15 protein-coding genes are annotated in these 16,180 nt (G+C 69.0%); 9 read left to right on the forward strand and 6 right to left on the reverse strand.

What is annotated here, in order from left to right:
- Positions 1–103: 103 nt before the first annotated feature.
- Positions 104–2,236 carry a hypothetical protein gene (locus tag D187_RS50970; protein WP_051256713.1) on the forward strand — a complete coding sequence of 711 codons (2,133 nt, stop codon included), beginning with the start codon at positions 104–106 and terminating at the stop codon, positions 2,234–2,236.
- A gap of 20 nt (positions 2,237–2,256) precedes the next feature.
- Here D187_RS50970 and D187_RS55880 read toward each other — a convergent pair whose 3' ends face one another.
- Complete coding sequence (locus D187_RS55880) at positions 2,257–2,421, reverse strand: hypothetical protein (RefSeq protein ID WP_002627513.1); 165 nt, start codon at positions 2,419–2,421, stop codon at positions 2,257–2,259.
- 188 nt (positions 2,422–2,609) lie between these two features.
- On the opposite strand from D187_RS55880, the gene selA reads away from it, so the two are divergent.
- The 8 genes from selA to D187_RS37595 all read left to right on the forward strand — a co-directional run bounded on the left by selA (position 2,610) and on the right by D187_RS37595 (position 9,572).
- Positions 2,610–4,007: an L-seryl-tRNA(Sec) selenium transferase gene (selA, locus tag D187_RS37560; RefSeq protein ID WP_043433623.1), complete on the forward strand. Its 1,398-nt coding sequence runs from the start codon at positions 2,610–2,612 to the stop codon at positions 4,005–4,007.
- Positions 4,001–4,600 (forward strand): HNH endonuclease, encoded by a 600-nt coding sequence (locus D187_RS37565; RefSeq protein WP_002627511.1) that lies wholly within the window; start codon positions 4,001–4,003, stop codon positions 4,598–4,600. The genes selA and D187_RS37565 overlap by 7 nt, the downstream gene beginning before the upstream one ends.
- Positions 4,601–4,785: 185 nt before the next feature.
- Entirely contained in the window at positions 4,786–5,721 is a 936-nt protein-coding gene (locus D187_RS37570) for a P-loop NTPase (protein WP_043433774.1), read from the forward strand.
- The gene (locus tag D187_RS50975; RefSeq protein ID WP_002627509.1) at positions 5,718–6,917 is read left to right on the forward strand and encodes a helix-turn-helix domain-containing protein; all 1,200 of its coding nucleotides are present in this window, start codon (positions 5,718–5,720) and stop codon (positions 6,915–6,917) included. Before D187_RS37570 ends, D187_RS50975 begins: the two co-directional genes overlap by 4 nt.
- 78 nt (positions 6,918–6,995) lie before the next feature.
- Complete coding sequence (locus D187_RS37580; protein WP_002627508.1) at positions 6,996–7,259, forward strand: hypothetical protein; 264 nt, start codon at positions 6,996–6,998, stop codon at positions 7,257–7,259.
- Positions 7,253–8,200, forward strand: coding sequence for an RluA family pseudouridine synthase (locus D187_RS37585; RefSeq protein ID WP_076606305.1), 948 nt, complete (start codon positions 7,253–7,255; stop codon positions 8,198–8,200). Before D187_RS37580 ends, D187_RS37585 begins: the two co-directional genes overlap by 7 nt.
- A gap of 18 nt (positions 8,201–8,218) precedes the next feature.
- The gene (gene sugE / locus D187_RS37590) at positions 8,219–8,545 is read left to right on the forward strand and encodes a quaternary ammonium compound efflux SMR transporter SugE (protein WP_002627506.1); all 327 of its coding nucleotides are present in this window, start codon (positions 8,219–8,221) and stop codon (positions 8,543–8,545) included.
- A 10-nt stretch (positions 8,546–8,555) separates the two neighbouring features.
- Complete coding sequence (locus D187_RS37595) at positions 8,556–9,572, forward strand: NAD(P)/FAD-dependent oxidoreductase (protein WP_002627505.1); 1,017 nt, start codon at positions 8,556–8,558, stop codon at positions 9,570–9,572.
- A gap of 3 nt (positions 9,573–9,575) precedes the next feature.
- Here D187_RS37595 and D187_RS37600 read toward each other — a convergent pair whose 3' ends face one another.
- The 5 genes from D187_RS37600 to D187_RS37620 form a co-directional block, all read right to left on the reverse strand.
- Positions 9,576–11,426 carry a DUF885 domain-containing protein gene (locus D187_RS37600; RefSeq protein ID WP_002627504.1) on the reverse strand — a complete coding sequence of 617 codons (1,851 nt, stop codon included), beginning with the start codon at positions 11,424–11,426 and terminating at the stop codon, positions 9,576–9,578.
- A gap of 91 nt (positions 11,427–11,517) precedes the next feature.
- A complete protein-coding gene (locus tag D187_RS37605) occupies positions 11,518–12,837 on the reverse strand; it encodes an HD-GYP domain-containing protein (RefSeq protein ID WP_002627503.1) in 1,320 nt (439 codons plus the stop codon).
- Position 12,838: 1 nt separating this feature from the next.
- A complete protein-coding gene (locus D187_RS37610; RefSeq protein ID WP_043433627.1) occupies positions 12,839–14,602 on the reverse strand; it encodes a HEAT repeat domain-containing protein in 1,764 nt (587 codons plus the stop codon).
- A gap of 166 nt (positions 14,603–14,768) precedes the next feature.
- On the reverse strand, positions 14,769–14,981 hold the full coding sequence (locus tag D187_RS37615; protein ID WP_002627501.1) for a hypothetical protein: 213 nt from the start codon (positions 14,979–14,981) through the stop codon (positions 14,769–14,771).
- A 229-nt stretch (positions 14,982–15,210) separates the two neighbouring features.
- Positions 15,211–16,107: an RNA polymerase factor sigma-32 gene (locus D187_RS37620; protein WP_020918534.1), complete on the reverse strand. Its 897-nt coding sequence runs from the start codon at positions 16,105–16,107 to the stop codon at positions 15,211–15,213.
- Positions 16,108–16,180 lie beyond the last annotated feature (73 nt).

Raw genomic sequence — 16,180 nt, forward strand, 5'->3', positions numbered from 1 at the left:
CGCCAGGAGTCCCGCCCCGAAACCCGGTGGGGATTTCTTTCCGGACGCCCCCCGCCGCCCTCCCGCCTCGAAGGCACCCGCCGGGTCCAGGATGGGCTCTGAGATGAGCTCGGATTCCGGGCGCCAGCCTCCCGGCTCGCCGTCCTCGGGGGGCGGGGCGGACAGGGAGGCGCGGCGCATTCCGGGTCTCGTCGATCGCCCGCTCGTCAAGGGGGAGGAGCACGACGCGCACACCCGCTCCGTCATGAGGACGCGGCTGCTCGGGGAGGACACGGAGCTCAACGCCGTGGATCAGGCGCGGCGCGAAGCGCGGTTGCTCGGCCAGATGGAGCACCAGGGCGAGGCACCCACGCGCATCGTGAGCCAGCTCAACGAGCAGCTCAGTGGGGCCCAGGGCCCCGAGTTCAAGCGCATGCTGGCGCGTGAGCTCAAGCCGCAGTTGGACCGGCTCGCCGGCCAGGTGGATCAGGCCACCACCGAGAACCGGCGGAAGATCGCCGCGTTCATCTCGCGCGCCGCCCACATGGCCGGAAGCGAGAACGCCGCGACGTTCGACAAGATGCTCGCCGAGACGGCCAGCGCCGAGGCGAGACACCTCGCGGCCTTCCCTGGCACGGGCGTGGCCGGGCGTGTTGCCGAGCTCCAGGCCGCGCTGCGGTGCGCGGCGAGTCCGGCCTACCGCGCCACGCTCGTCGAGAAGAGCCGTGGACACATCGAGCGGCTGGCGCGTGACGCCATCCGCCTGCCGACCAACCAGTTCCATGACGTGTTGGTGTTGTTCCTGGGCACGTCGGAGGCGCTGGGGCGGGTGGCCTGCAACACGATGTCGAAGGCCTTCCTGGCGGGGGCGCTCGGTGCGGGCTCCGCGGACGCGGCGGGCAAGCTCGTCAGGGCCCTGGGCCCGGCGCTCCTGGAGGCACCCGAGGGCGGCAACTGGGCCGTCCGGCTGATGTTGAATCTGGCGGAGAGTGGCAAGCACGACGTGGCCGCGGCCCTGGGCCAGTGCCTCCAGGACATCGTCCAGAAGGCGCGCGAGCGCTGTGGCCCGATGCTGGGCGCGGTGCAGATGGCGGTGGACAAGGGCGAGCTGCTCGAGCGCAGCCAGAAGCTCGACGGACACGTCTCGACGTTGGCCGAGCTGATGCCGATGTGCGCGCTGCTGCTCGCGGCGCGCAACGTGGTGCCGGGCGGGGGCAATGGTCCCCTGGTCACCGAGGCGCTCGTGGCGGTGGCGAGCCTCGACGCGGTGGGGGCCACGGACAACGGACAGCGGCTGCTGCGCCAGACGCTCATCGCGGAAGAGCTGGGGGAGCCGAGCTTCCTGGGCATCGTGCCCGTGGCGACGCGCCCCCTGGGGCATCCCCGCATCCTCCAGTCGTTGGCCGAGAGCGGCCTGGCCGCTGCCCACTATCGCAACGGGGGCAGCCTGTTCGTGCAGCGCGTCGCCCGCCAGGTGTTCCGGGCCCTGAGTGGGGTGGTCCTCGCGCGCAGTCAGAAGGGGGAGAGCGAGGAGGCGCGGAGGTTGCTGGGCTCGGCCCTCTGTCAGCACGCGGCGCTGTACGGCATGAATCAGGAGGGGGGCCAGCTCGCCGCCGAGCTGCTCGAGCGTTTGCGCGCCAACCCCGAGCCCGAACAGGCTCCCCGCGTCCTGGAGGAGCTGGATGGGGTGGCGCGGACGCACCTCAGCCCGTACCGCACCGGCCACGTCGAGAGCCTGCGCGCGCTCGTCATGGCGCTGGCGGAGCGGGATCCCCTCGCCGCGCCGAGGTCGGCGGGCACCCGGCGGCGGGTGGGAGCGGCGCCGGTGATGAAGGCGATGGAGATGGAGCGCACCTTCATCGTCCAGGCGAAGAAGCTCCAGGCCGAGCGCGAGGCCGCCAGGGCCGAGAAGAAGGCCGCCGCGAAGCCCTCGCCCGCGAAGGTCCCTTCCGCGAAGGACTCCGCGGAGAAGGTGCCCGCGAAGGCTCCGTCCGCGAAGGCTCCGTCCGCGAAGGCTCCGTCCGCGAAGGCCCCGGAGATGGCTCCCGAGGTCCCTCCGGCCGAGCCACCGCCGCCCGCCGCGAAGAAGCCCATGGACGACGAGCGGTGGCGGGAGGGCACCAACGCGAGACACCTGGAGCGCACGCACGTCTTCCAGATGATGCAGCGCCAGCCCCGGAAGCAGGATCCGGGCGAGGAGACCGCTCCGTCGCCAATCGAGCCGCCCGCTCCGGGAATCCCCCGGTTTCGCGGGTGAGTCCACGAGGGACGCTCGGTTCAGGGCAGCTGTCCCCGATAGGCGCTGGAGGCGACCACCTCGCGGTAGGCCTCGAGTGACGAGGCGGACGTGTCCACCCGCCAGTCGTTCGGGGACTTGTACGCGTGGAAGTAGAGCACCGCGCGGATGCTGGGATAGCGCTCGGGATACCAATTTCTCCGCATGGCAACTCCCAGGAGTGAATGCCGCCAGGGCAATGATTGACCCCCGTGTTCGTCTTCCTTGTTTTATCCCAGCTATCTTGGAAATAACCGCTTAAGTCGTTTTCGATGGAAGGACCCAAGGTGACTTCGAGGTGAAGGGGAGGGGGGTTGGCTGGCGCGCGCGCCCGTTGCCTCTTACACTTGTCCGCGTGGGTGCACCCTCGACCGACGACGGGGGGAAGAACGCGCGGTTGCGCGCACTCCCCTCCATCGAGCAGCTCCTCCGTCGCCCCTCCCTGGAGGCGCGGCTGGCGGGCATTCCTCGCGCCCGGGCCGTCGCCGCGCTCCGTCTGGCCGTGGCGTCCGTGCGCGAGCGGCTGCTCCAGGGCGAGGAGCGAGCGTTCGAGGACGCGGACGTGGACGCGGCCCTGCGCGCCCTGTCCACCCCGAACCTGAGGCCCGTGCTCAACGCCACCGGGGTGGTGCTGCACACCAACCTCGGCCGGGCTCCCCTCGCGCTGGAGGCCGTGGCGCGCGTGGCCAGCGTGGCGCGCGGCTTCTGCAACCTCGAGTATGACCTGGAGGAGGGCGAGCGCGGCAGCCGCTACGCCCCCGTCGTCGAGCTGCTCACCCAGCTCACTGGCGCCGAGGACGCCCTGGTGGTGAACAACTGCGCGGGCGCGGCGCTGCTGATGCTCGCCGCGCTGGCCTCGGGCCGCGAGGCGATCGTGTCGCGCGGCGAACTGGTGGAGATCGGTGGCGGCTTCCGCGTGCCCGACGTGATGAAGCAATCCGGGGCCCGGCTCGTGGAGGTGGGCACCACCAACCGCACCCGGCGCTCGGATTATGAGTCCGCCCTCACGCCGGACACCGGTGTGTTGATGAAGGTGCACCGCTCCAACTTCGCCCTGGTGGGCTTCACCGCCGAGGTGGAGGTCAAGGAGCTGGCGGCGCTCGGCCGCGCGCGCGGCGTGCCCGTGCTGGTGGACCTGGGCTCGGGGGCCCTGGTGGCGCTGCCGGGCGAGGACTTCGTCCACGAGCCCACCGTTCCCGCCACCGTCGCCGCGGGCGCCGACGTGGTGGCCTTCTCCGGCGACAAGCTGCTGGGGGGGCCCCAGGCGGGCATCCTCGTGGGCCGCGCCGCGCTGCTCGCCCGCATCCGTCAACACCCGCTCACCCGGGCCCTGCGCGTCGACAAGATGACGGTCTCCGCGCTGGAAGCCACCCTGGAGCTGTACCGGGATGGCTGCCTGGAGGCGATTCCCACCTACCGGCTGCTCACCACGCCCGCGCCCGTGTTGGAAGCGCGCGCGCGGCGGCTGCTCTCCCTGTTGACCCCCAAAGGCATTCATGCCCGGGTCGCGCCTGTTTCCGGACAGGTAGGTGGAGGGGCCATGCCCGCGGCCCGGTTGCCTTCTTTCGCGTGCGTCCTCAATTTCAATCAGCCAGCCGCTTTCCTGGAATGTCTTCGGAAAGCGGACGTTCCGGTGATCGGGCGGATCTCGGACGGGGATGTCGTACTCGATGTCCGCTGCCTGGCGGAGGAGGACCTCGAGCCGGTTGCTGAAGCCGTCGCCATGGCTTCACAGGGAAGGCAGCCATGTTGAACAGCGCCGTTCTGGTGTTGAACCGCAACTATCAGCCTGTTCACGTCACCTCGGTGAAGCGGGCCGTCCTGCTGCTCTACCTCGGGGTGGCCAAGGCGATCGACTCGCAGTACCGGCTCTACGAGTTCGAGGACTGGGCGGCCCTGAGCGCCACCACCGCCCATGACTCCATCAGCACCGTGGATCGGCGCATCCGCGTGCCCCGCGTGGTGGTGCTCTCCGCCTACGAGTACCTGCCCCGCGGCCGGGTGCGCTTCTCCCGCCTCAACATCTACGCGCGCGACCACGACACCTGCCAGTACTGCGCCCGGCAGCTCCCGCGCTCGGAGCTGAACCTGGACCACGTCATGCCCCGCTCCCAGGGTGGCAAGACGAGCTGGGAGAACGTGGTGTGCTCCTGCGTGCCCTGTAACCTGCGCAAGGGGGGCCGCACGCCGGAGCAGGCGGGCATCAAGCTCCTGCGCACCCCGGTCCGGCCTCGTTGGACGCCCTTCTTTCGCGGCGCGTCTCGGCGCGTCACCTACCGGGAGTGGTTGCCGTTCCTCAACCTGGCCGATGCGTCGTACTGGAACGTAGAATTGCTCGATGACTGAAACCGGACGGCTCCGGAATCCAGGTGGTCGCCTGTCCGCTCGACGAGGTGACGGCCTGGTTCCGAGGGCGAAGGGTCTTTCCGTCCGGTCAGGGAGTCGACGAGCGGCCCGGGACGGGTTTTGATGCGGTGGCCTTGAACTCTCTCCGCTCCGCAGCCTCGCCTTCCGTCCCCACCGCCGCGCCCGTGGAACCCACGGGCACCGTGCGTGCCCGCCCCCACCGCATCATCGCGGTGGGCGGCGGCAAGGGTGGAATCGGCAAATCGCTCGTGTCCTCCAATCTGGGAGTCGCGCTGGCCGCGCGAGGACAACGCGTGCTGTTGGTGGACGCGGATCTCGGTGGGGCCAACCTCCACACGTGCCTGGGCGTGGGCCAGCCCACGGCGACGCTGTCCGACTTCCTGCTGCGCCCCAAGTCGCGGCTGGAGGACGTCATCGTGCCCACGGGCGTGCCCAACCTGTCGCTGATCGCCGGCGCGCTGGACGTGTTGGACGCGGCCAACATCAAGTACGCCCACAAGCAGCGGCTGCTGCGCAGCCTGCAGACCCAGTCCGTGGACTATCTCATCCTCGATCTGGGCGCGGGCTCGAGCTTCAACACGCTCGACTTCTTCATCATCGCCGACCATGGCGTGCTGGTGCTGCTGCCCGAGCCCACCTCGGTGGAGAACGCCTACCGCTTCGTCAAGGCCGCCTTCTTCCGGCGCCTGCAGCAGGTGGAGTCGGAGTACGGCATCGAGCGGCTGGTGGAGCGCGCCCTGTCCACCCGCGAGGGCGCGAGCCGCACGCCGCTGGAGATCGTCCAGCACGTGCGCCAGACGAGCCCCACGCTCGCCGCGAAGCTGGAGAAGGAGCTGGCCGCCTTCCGGGTGAAGCTGGTGCTCAATCAGGCCCGCACGGACGCGGACGTGAAGGTGAATGCCGCGGTGGTGGCCGCGTGGAAGAAGTTCTTCGGCCTCGAGATGGATGATTTCGGCGCCATCCGTTACGACGACGAGGCCTGGCGCGCGGTGCGCAAGCGCCGTCCCATCGTGCTGGACAAGCCGGATTCCCCCTCCGCCCTGGGCATCCAGAGCATCGCCGACCGTTTGTTGGCTCTCGACGGAGTGACTTCCCCATGAACCACTTCGAGCAACAGTCGTATTACGAACTGCTGGAGGTTCCCGTTTCCGCTTCACAGGCGCAGATCCTCGGCGCCTATACCCAGGCCATGGAGACGTACGCGCCGGATTCCATCGCCGTGTACACGCTGGTGGACCCGGGGCAGCTCGAGGCCCTGCATGAGCGCCTCGCCAAGGCCCGGGACGTGCTCTGCACGCTGGAGCGTCGCCTGGAGTATGACCGGCAGCTCGGGGTGACGCGGACTCCGGAGGAGCTGGCCCTGCTGCGGGGCGAGGACCTCGCGCGCGCGGCCGCCCCCCAGACGCCGGCCCCCGAGAGTTCCGAGATCGAGGCCCTGGAACTGCTCGAGACGGAAGTGGTGGTGGAGGATCCGTCCGCGGCACAGGTGGTGCCGGTGGCCGAGGCCCCGCCCGTGGCGGAAGCCCCCGCCGTCGAGACCGCGCCGGAGCAGGTGGCCACGCCCGTGGCGGAAGTGGCCCCCATCGTCGAGCCCGCGCCCATGGTGGACGCGGCCTCGGTGGTGGTGGACCTGACGGCCATGCTGGAGGCCGCGCCGGTGGGGGAGGAGCCCTCCGTCATCGTCGAGCCCTCGGCCGTGACTCCGCCCCCGCCTCCGCCTCCGGAGGCCCTGCTGCCCGAGACCCAGGCGGGCACGAAGCCCGTCGTCCACGCGCGGCCCTCCGCGCCGGCGAGAAGGCACGGTGGCGTCATTCCGCCTCCCTTGCCCGCGCGCCCGGGCTTGCGCCCGCCTCCCGCCCGCCCCACGGCGGAGTCGTCGCGCGCCGTGAGCCGTCCGCCCCCGGCCCAGCCGCCCGGCGACGCCTCGGCGCTCCCCCCGGCGGCGACCCCTCCCGCCGCCGAGTCGTCGCCCAATCCCGCGTCGATGAAGGGGCGCGACTCGCGCACCCGCCTCAAGACGGTCGTCGACATCTCGACCGAGGCCGAGTTCAACGGCGAGCTGCTGCGTCAGGTGCGCGAGGGCCGTAACCTCTCGCCCCACTCCCTGGCCGATCGCACCCGCATCTCCGTGCGGCACGTGGAGAACATCGAGGCGGATCGCTACGATCAGCTGCCCGCGCCCGTCTATCTGCGCGGCATGCTGATGAGCATGGCCCGGGAACTCGGGCTGGATCCCCTCCGGGTGTCGCGCAGCTACATGGCCCTTGCTTCCTCGGAGGATAGGAAAAAGCGCTGAACGGGACCGTCAGCCCCCCGCATCTGCCCCCGGCAACGAAGTTGACACCCCAGGTGGCGGTGCCTAGAAAGGGCCAGAATGACGGAAGAAGAAAAGATCAAGGCGATGCGGCTGGCCCGCGCGATTGCTTCGGATATCTCGCTCTACAACGAGCAGAAGATCATCAAGGGCATCGAGCAGGACAACCTCTTCGAGGTCCTCAAGGAGGAGCTCGAGGAAGGCCGAGAGCTGTACAAGAGCCGCGTCAGCCCGGAAATCTTCCAGCGCATGAACTTCTTCGAGCGCGCCATCAACGACATCGTCCTGCGCTCCAAGGCGCACGTGAAGTCGAAGATTTGGTAGGCCCCGCCGTGCGCGAGCAGCTGGCCCCGCCCGAAGCCCGGGGTGAGCGGTTGGATCAAGTGCTCGCGCGCGTGTTCCCCGAGTTCACGCGCTCGCGCCTGCAGGGTCTCATCGAGTCCGGCCACGCCCAGGTCGACGGCAAGCCCGCCAAGGTCTCCCTGCGGCTCAAGGGCGGCGAGCGGCTCACCCTCGAGGTTCCCGCCCCCACGCCGGCCCTGCCGGTGGCCGAGGAGCTGCCCCTCACGGTGCTGCGCGAGGACAAGGACCTGGTGGTGGTGGACAAGGCCGCGGGCATGGTGGTGCACCCGGGCGCGGGCCATGCCTCGGGGACGCTCGTCAACGCGCTGCTGCACCGCGTGAAGGACCTGGCCGGAGTGGGCGGCGAGCTGCGCCCTGGCATCGTCCACCGGCTCGACAAGGACACCACCGGCTGCCTGGTCGTGGCCAAGCACGAGACCGCTCTGGTGGCGCTGCAGAAGTCCTTCAAGACGCGCACCGTGGAGAAGACGTACCTGGCGCTCGTGCACGGCTCGCCCAAGGCCGCCGAGGGCCGCATCGAAACGCTCTACGGCCGTCACCCCGTGCACCGCCAGCGCTTCACCGGCAAGGTGAAGGAGGGCAAGCCCGCCCTCACCGTGTACCGGGTGCTCGAGTCCTTCGAGGGCGCCGCGCTGGTGGAGGTGGATCTGCTCACCGGCCGCACGCACCAGATTCGCGTGCACCTGGCCGAGCTCGGCCACCCCCTGCTGGGTGACACCCTGTACGGCGCGGGCCGCAAGCCCAAGGGCCTGGCCGGGGCGGCGCAGGACACTGTCGGCCGTCAGGCCCTGCATGCCTGGAAGCTGTCGTTTCCTCACCCCCGGACGGGCAAGGTGCTGCGCGTGGAGGCGCCCCTGCCTCCGGACTTCACCGCCGCGCTCGCGCTGCTGCGCGGCCGTTAGCCCCCGGGAGGGCCTGTCATGGCGTGGGTGATGCTCGTCATCGCGGGGTTGTTCGAGGTCGGCTGGTCCATCGGGCTCAAGTACACCGAGGGGTTCACCCGGGTGGTGCCCACGGTGCTGACGCTCGTGGCCCTCGCCGCCAGCATGGTGTTGTTGTCGCTCTCGGTGCGCACGCTGCCCATCGGCACCGCCTATGCCGTCTGGGTGGGCATCGGCGCCCTGGGCGCCGCCGTGCTGGGCATCGTCCTCTTCCACGAGCCGGTGACCCCCGCGCGTGTCTTCTTCCTCGCACTGCTCCTCGTGGCCATCATTGGCTTGAAGATCACCAGCGGAGTGGGGAAGTAGAAGCCACCCCATGGCTTCCTCAAGCTCCTCGGACTCGTCTTCCTCGCGCTTTCCCCGTGTGGCCGTCATCGGCGCGGGACTCGCGGGCCTCACGCTCGCCCGGATCCTCACGGAGATGGGCCTCTCGGTGAAGGTCTTCGACAAGGGCCGGAGCCCCGCGGGCCGGATGTCCACGCGACGCGAGGACGGGAGCAGTTTCGACCATGGCGCCCAGTACTTCACCGCGCGCGACGAGGGCTTCCAGCGGCAGGTGGAGACGTGGGTGGAGCAGGGGATCGCCGCCGAGTGGCGCGCGCGCTTCGGCACCCTGGACAACGGCGCGCTCACGCTCAAGGACGAGGGCCCGGTGCGCTACGTGGGTGTCCCCGGAATGAGCGCCCTGGCCCAGGCCTTCGCCTCGCGCGTGGACGTGCGCTGCGGCGTGCGGGTGGAGCACGTCCGGCGCGAGCAGGAGGCGTGGGCGCTCACGTCCGAGACGGGCGAGGCCCTGGGCACTTTCCACGCCGTGGTGGCCGCCGTCCCCGCGCCGCAGGCGGTGCCCCTGCTGGCCGGCTCGCCCGAGCTCTCCGCGCGCGTGGCGGGCGTGCGCATGGAGCCATGCTGGTCGGTGATGGCGAGCTTCGACACTCCCGTGCCGCTGGCCGTGGATGGGGCCTTCATCCACGGCTCGCCCCTGTCCTGGGCCGCCCGGGACAACAGCAAGCCGGGCCGGCCCGCGGGCGAGCGCTGGGTGCTGCACGCCACCCCGGACTTCTCCCGCGAGCACCTGGAGGACGCCCCCGAGGCCGTGGCGCCCCTGCTCGTCGAGGCGTTTTCCCGCGCGGCGGGGGTGGACGTCCGCCCGGTGAAGGCCGTGGCCCACCGCTGGCGCTACGCCCAGGCCGAGCCCCCTCTCACCGAGGGGGCCCTCTTCGACGAGAAGCGCGGACTCGGGGCGTGTGGCGACTGGTGCGCGGGCTCACGGGTCGAGGGCGCCTACCTGAGCGGCATGGCGCTCTCCCGGCGCATCGTGTTCTGGCGGTCGTGAGGCTCAGCGGGCCGCGGGCACGCGCTTCGCCGCGATGTACGCCTCCACCTGCTCGCTCAGGATGTCGAGCGGCAGCGAGCCATTGCCGAGCACGACCTGGTGGAAGTCCCGCACGTCGAAGCCCGGCCCGAGCGCCTCCTGCGCCCGGGCGCGCAACGCCAGCAGGCGCAGCTCGCCCACCTTGTAGCTCGTCGCCTGCCCGGGCCACACGAGGTAGCGCTCCACTTCCTTGACGATGTCCCGGTCGCTCAGCAGCGTGTTCTTCTTGAAGTACTCGATGGCCTGCTCGCGCGACCAGCGCTTCGCGTGCATGCCCGAGTCCGTGACGAGCCGGGTCGCCCGCCACAGCTCCAGCGACAGCTGGCCGAAGCGGGAGTAGGGGTCCGCGTAGAAGCCCAGCTCCCGCGCGAGCTTCTCGGCGTACAGGCCCCAGCCCTCGATGTAGGCGCCGTAGTAGCCGAAGCGACGGAACTTCGGCATGCCCTCGAGCTCCTGCGCGAAGGCGATCTGGAAGTGATGGCCGGGCGCCGCCTCATGGTAGGTGATGCCCTCGATCTGCGGCTTGAGCACCTGGTTCATGTCCGCGAGGTTGACGTAGTAGATGCCGGGCCGGGAGCCATCCGGAGCCGGCGAGTTGTAGAAGGCCACCGGCGCCGTCTCCTGCCGCCAGGGCTCGACCGCACGCACCTCGAGCGCCGCCCGGGGCAGGCGGTGGAACAGGCGGGGGGCCTCCTTCATGGCCTGGGCGATGAACCGCCGCGCGTCCTCCAGATAGGCCTGTCGGCCCTCCTCGGTGTTCGGATAGTGCGAGCGCGCATCCGCCTTCACGTGGGCGAAGAAGTCCTGGAGCGAGCCCTGGAAGCCCACCTGCTTCTGGATGACCGCCATCTCGCCGTGGATGCGCTCCACCTCCGCCAGCCCCGCCGCGTGGATCTCCTCAGGCGTCATCTCCGTGGTCGTGAAGAAGCGCAGCTGGTCGGCGTAGTAGGCCGCGCCGTCGGGCAGGCTCCACGCGCCATCATTGCCCTTCGCCTGCCGACCCACCTCGGCGATCGTCGCGAGGAGCGTCTCGTAGCCGCTCTTGAACGGACCCTTCAGGGCCTCGCGTGCCTCGTCGAGCAGCCGGGCCTTCTCGTCCGCGGGCGCCTCGAGCGCGCCCACCTTCTTCTGGAAGTCCGCCCACACCGCGCTGTCCGCTCCCGTACCGAACGGCGCGCCGGAGAGCACCCGGCGGGCATCGGCCTCGACCGGCGCGAAGACGAACTTCGGCGGGACGATGCCCCGGGCCGCCTGCGCCCGCATCCGCTCGGAGATCTCCTTCATGACCCGTGGCACCTCGCGCAGGCGCGCCACGTACGCCCGCGCATCGCTCACCGAGCCCACCCGGTGCGCGTTGATGAGGAACACCGGGATGTTGCTGGTCGGGTTCGAGCTGTTGGTGACGGGGAAGCCGTGCGAGTACCACCGCAGCCGCTCCCGGCCCCGGGTGACCAGGTCCTCGAAGAGTCGGTAGGACAGGCGCGAGGCGGGGCTCAAGGCGCTCTCATCGAACTCCCGCTTCATCCGGGCGAGCTGCTGCTCGGCCAGCTCCTGCTGCTTGTGCGCCCCCGCCTCGGTGTAGTCGTCGAGCCGATCATAGGACTGCTTCGAGCCCTGGTAGGTGAGGCCCTCGGGGCTGAGCGCGAGGCGCTCCTCGAAGGCCGCGTCCAGGAAGGTGAGCAGGCGTTGATCGGCGTCGCCGCCTGTCCTTGAGTCCGCCGCGGGGGGCGGGGACGAGACCGTGGCGGAAGGGGTCGCGCACGCGCCGAGCGACAGCACGAGCAGCAGCGGCGCGAGGAATCGGGAGGACGGCACGGGCATTCCTTTGCGAGGAGGGAAGGGCCCGTCTATAGCGCGCGGCGCGCGGTGCGCGAAAACCGCGCGTCCGCTCATCGTCGGATGGAACTCACAGCCCGCCGAGCGTCATCGTCTGCTGGCGGCGGCTGAGGACCTTCACCGGCTGGATGGCCATCACCCGCATGAAGACCTGGAGCAGCTCCGGATCGAACTTGTTGCGCATCTCCGTCCACATGAGCATCAGCGCCACCTCCGGACCGTACGCGTCGCGGTAGGGCCGCTTGGAGGTGAGCGCGTCATACGCCGCGCAGATGGCGATGATCTTCGCGTACGCCCCCAGGTTCGTCTTGGGGATGATCATCTGGATGTCGCCCCGCGCGTCGCGCACCGCGGTGCCGAAGTCCGCCTTGTGCTCGAACGTGGTCACCACGCGCAGCAGCGTCGAGCGCGAGAAGCCCTTCTCCATCAGGATGTTGCGGATGGAGATGAGCGGCGCCTTCTGGATGATGGCCTTCTCCTCCGCGCTCAGCGCGCCCTTCTTGGTGGCCAGCTCCTCGGGGATGGTCGCCATGCCCGCGTCGTGGAAGAGCGCGATGTAGCCCAGATCTCTGAGCTGGGGCTTGGTCAGGCCCAGCTCCTGCCCGAACACGATGCTCATCAGGCACACGTTCACCTGGTGGTACACGAGATAGTCCAGCTCGCGCTTCATCGTCGTCATGCCCAGGAAGTGCGTGCGCTGCTCGAACGAGATGTCCACGAAGTCCTGCACCAGCCGCAGCGCCCGCGAGGTGTTCAGCGGCTTGCCCGTCTGCACCGACTCCAGGTAGCGCGTGAGGAAGAACACCGCGCGCGCGTAGACCGTCATCGCGTACTTCTTGCGGTCCACCTTCTGGTCCTGCTTCTCGTCCTCCTCCTGGCTGAGCTTCTCCCGGAGCCGCGAGTACCTGGCCACCTTCATGTTGAGCAGCTTGCGGTCCGCCAGCCCGTCCTCGTCGGCCGACGAGAGCTGCTCCTTGCTGAAGATCCAGATGAAGTTCTTCAGCTCCTGCACGGTGATGATCTTGGTGAGCGAGATGCCGCCCACGTCCTTGGAGCGCATCTCCGCGAGCAGGTAGCGCTGGTTGTCGATGGAGTTGAGGTCCACCTTCACCAGCATGTTGTTGAGGTAGTACGACTCCTTGACGCCCACCAGCTCCAGCCGGCCTTCCTTGGAGATGATCTGGTTGATGATGTCCTGGAGCTGCAACAGCGGCTTCTCGAAGACCGAGTTCTCCGGGTCGTACATCTTCACCGAGCGGATGAGCATGTACAGGCCCGAGATGAGGCCCCGCGCCAGCGTCTGCAGCTTCTCCGAGTAGGCGCGGCCCACCTCGCTGAGGTTCTCGGTCTGGCCCTGGGCTCCGAGCGCGACCTTCAGGTTCTCCGCCATCTCACGCCTCCTCGGCCAGGGTTGTCTCGCCGAACAACGTCTTCTTCGTCTGGTACATCGCCTTGCGCGCCGCGGTGAGGACCTCGAGCGGCTGGGTCTTGTCCTCCACCACGCCCTGCAGGGCCTTGTAGCCGGGGATGGAGCAGGCGGCCGCCAGTCCCGCCACCGCCAACAGCTTGTCCTCCAGCACCTTCTTCTTGTTGAGCAGCGTGGGCTTCACCGACAACGTCTGCAACATCAGCGAGATGGCGCCCGGCAGCGCCGTGGAGCCCAGCGCCGTGTAGTAGGCCGTGCGCTCCTCGAGGCTCTTCTTGTCGAAGCTCGCCTCGCGCATCAGCCGCATCAAGTCCGTGTAGGCGCGGTCCCGATCGAACTCGGGCAGCAGCCGCGCGGCCAGCATGCGCACCTGGGCGGCCGGGTCATTGAGCGCGTCGAGGATGAGCTTGCGCGCCTCGGCGGTGCGGCCCCGGGCGATGATGTTCATCACCTCCAGCTTCACCGCGAGGTTCTTGTTGAGCATCACCAGCCCGAACATCTTCACCCGCTCCGGATGGTCGCTCTTCTCCAGGATGTAGACCATGTCCCGCACCGTCTGGGGCCGCTCGGACTCCAGGCGCTGCACGAAGGGGTGGGGGTTGTCCTGGGCGAATCGTGCCAGCGCGTCGCACATGAGCAGCCGGTTCTCCGGGATGTCGATCGTCTCCAGCGCGTTGAGCAGCGCGAAGACCGCCGAGCTGTCCAGCGCCTGCATATAGCGGTTGATGTCCACCGGGTTGCGCGGGCGCGTCGCCTTGAGCATCTCCGCCAGCCGCATCACCCGCTGCTCGTCCCCCATCTTCTGGGTGAAGTAGCTCACCAGCCGCTCGATCTCTCCCCCGGGCGCGCGCTGCGCCAGGGCGCGCATCTTGAGCAGCATCTGGTTGATGGTGCCGTAGTCGTCCTGGATGAGCATGGCGTCCAAGAGCTGCACGAAGATCTCCTCGAGCAGCTCCCGGTCCTCCACGCCCCCCTCGATGACGAGGAAGATGGCGCTCACCAGCTTGGGGAACAGCCGGGCCCCTTCCTCCTCGGAGATCTCCCGCTGCAGCCGGGCCTTGAGGTCATCCGAGGCGTAGTTGCCCGCCACCACCAGGCCGCGCATCTGCTCCACGCCGTCCAGCTTGGAGTCCAGGTCCTCCGCGTTCACGCGCGCGAAGCGCAGGTAGTCGTCCGAGCTCGTCTTGAGGCGCGAGTAGAGGTAGCCCACGACCCGGTCGACCTCGACCTCGACCTCCTCCTCGCTCACCTCGTCCATCCGGAAGCCCTCGACCACCACGTACTCGAGGTGCTCCAGGCCCGAGCGCCACAGCTGCGCGAGCACGTCCTCGGCGCCCCGCTCGGGCTCGGACAGGGCGATGAGCGTGAACGTCACCAGCTCCTCGAGGCTCAAGCCCGGCCGGAGGATGAGCTGGCGGATGCCGTCGCGGAAGAACTTGTAGGGCAGCGGCGTGTCCTCGGCGAACAGCGGCTCGCCGTACGTCATGAAGTTCTGCTGCTCCACCTTGATGTGCAGCGCGCCGTGCTTCTCGGTGTGCGCGCTGAGCGCCTCGTGCGTCCGGGCGAGGAACTCGGGGAACTTCGCCTCGTTGTGCCGGTACATGCCGATCTGCTTGATGCCCTTGAGCAGCTGGGCGGCCACCGAGCGCGCGGACTCCACCTTTTCCTGCACGGCGGGATCCGTCACGGGTTCCGAGGACGGGCTGTTACCGGGCTGTACCTGAGCCATGAAGTCCTTGAGGCGGGTGGGAGAGCAGGGGCTTGCAGTGTACCTCCATTCTCTCCCCCAATCCTCCGTACTCCCAGTAATTCCCGCGCTCCTTTCCATTCGGAAAGGGCCTTCACCCGCGCTCCCCCTCCGAGAGAGCGGCCAGGGGCACACCTTGTCCTACCTGTCAGAGGACGGGCAGGGGCAGGGGCAGGGGAGCGCGGAGCAGATCGAGGACGGGCAGACCGAGGTCGGGCAGGGGCAGGTCCGCCACCGCCGGAACCAGGTAGCGGACCAGCGCCGCGGTGGCCAGTTGGTCCAAACCCACCGTGAAGGCGATCATCACCGCGGGAATCAGGCTTCGCACGAACCGCGCACCACGCAGGGGTTTGCCAGCCATTGGACGCTCCTGAACGATGGGTTTGTCTTGGAGTTCTCTCGGTAAGAGTTGAAATATAAAGAAGACCTGAAAGAAATGATAATCAGGTTCGCCCGGAGTGTCTTGTTCAGGGCACGGAGTCCCGTCGTCTTCCAGGAAGGGGCCCTTGGAGCGGACAAAGCACGAGGCGCCCCCACCGCCGCTCGCGGTGAAGGCGCCTCGGAGGGCTGTCGCCGTTGGCTTTGCTGGCCTACTGCTGCACGGACGCCTCGGGGGAGTCGGGATCCACCTCGGCCATCAGCGCCGCCAGCTCCGCCTTGAGCTTGTCCTTGGCGCGGATCTCCAGCTGGCGCGCGCGCTCGCGCGAGAAGCCGAAGTGCTCGCCCAGCTCCTTGAGCGTCATCGGGCGCTCGTTCATCACGCGCTGCTCGATGATGAAGCGCTCGCGCGGATCCAGGCGCATGAGCGCCGTGCGCACGCGCGTGTTGATGAGGCCCGCCTCCTCGCGGTCCGCGAACTCGTCATCCTGGGAGGTGGACTCGCTCGCCACGAAGTCCACGTGGCTGTTGCCGCCCTCCTCGCCCATGGGCGCGTCCAGCGACAAGTCCCGCCCGCCCATGCGCTGCTCCATCTCGCGCACCTCGGTGGCCTTCACGTTGAGCTTGCGGGCGATCTCCTCCACGTTCACCACCGAGCCGTCCAGCGTGCCGAACTTCTCCAGCTCCCGGCGCGTGCGCGCGAGCGAGAAGAAGAGCTTGCGCTGGGCCTGCGTGGTCCCGAGCTTCACCAGGCTCCAGCTCTTGAGGATGTAGTTCTGGATATAGGCGCGGATCCACCACACCGCGTACGAGATGAGGCGGATGCCCTTGTCGGGATCGAACTTCTGCACCGCCTTCATCAGGCCGATGTTCCCCTCCTGGATGAGGTCGGACATCTTGATGCCGTAGGAGCGGTACTCGTAGGCGACCTTCACCACGAAGCGCAGGTTGCTCGTCACCAGCTTGTGGCCCGCGGCGAGATCTCCCTGCAGGAAGCCGCGCGCCAGCGCCTGCTCCTCCTCGACCTTGAGCAGGGAGTACTGGTTGATCTCCGAGAGGTACATCGCCAGCGAGCCCGAGTTGGACGACTGTTCCGTGGAGAGCTGCATGGTGTGTCTCCGAGGGGCCTCCTCGCTCGGAGGCCGGTGAATAGAGGTAGGTTTTCCTGTCAAACGACAACCG

Source organism: Cystobacter fuscus DSM 2262, from assembly GCF_000335475.2.
GTDB lineage: Bacteria > Myxococcota > Myxococcia > Myxococcales > Myxococcaceae > Cystobacter > Cystobacter fuscus.

Excerpts from the sequence above, each read along its gene's own strand:
- D187_RS37615 (WP_002627501.1), bottom strand. The coding sequence starts at position 14,981 with ATGGCTGGCAAACCCCTGCGTGGTGCGCGGTTCGTGCGAAGCCTGATT.
- D187_RS37595 (WP_002627505.1), top strand. The coding sequence starts at position 8,556 with ATGGCTTCCTCAAGCTCCTCGGACTCGTCTTCCTCGCGCTTTCCCCGT.
- D187_RS50970 (WP_051256713.1), top strand. The coding sequence starts at position 104 with ATGAGCTCGGATTCCGGGCGCCAGCCTCCCGGCTCGCCGTCCTCGGGG.
- D187_RS37580 (WP_002627508.1), top strand. The coding sequence starts at position 6,996 with ATGACGGAAGAAGAAAAGATCAAGGCGATGCGGCTGGCCCGCGCGATT.
- D187_RS37605 (WP_002627503.1), bottom strand. The coding sequence starts at position 12,837 with ATGGCGGAGAACCTGAAGGTCGCGCTCGGAGCCCAGGGCCAGACCGAG.
- D187_RS50975 (WP_002627509.1), top strand. The coding sequence starts at position 5,718 with ATGAACCACTTCGAGCAACAGTCGTATTACGAACTGCTGGAGGTTCCC.
- D187_RS55880 (WP_002627513.1), bottom strand. The coding sequence starts at position 2,421 with ATGCGGAGAAATTGGTATCCCGAGCGCTATCCCAGCATCCGCGCGGTG.
- D187_RS37620 (WP_020918534.1), bottom strand. The coding sequence starts at position 16,107 with ATGCAGCTCTCCACGGAACAGTCGTCCAACTCGGGCTCGCTGGCGATG.
- D187_RS37610 (WP_043433627.1), bottom strand. The coding sequence starts at position 14,602 with ATGGCTCAGGTACAGCCCGGTAACAGCCCGTCCTCGGAACCCGTGACG.
- sugE (WP_002627506.1), top strand. The coding sequence starts at position 8,219 with ATGGCGTGGGTGATGCTCGTCATCGCGGGGTTGTTCGAGGTCGGCTGG.
- D187_RS37565 (WP_002627511.1), top strand. The coding sequence starts at position 4,001 with ATGTTGAACAGCGCCGTTCTGGTGTTGAACCGCAACTATCAGCCTGTT.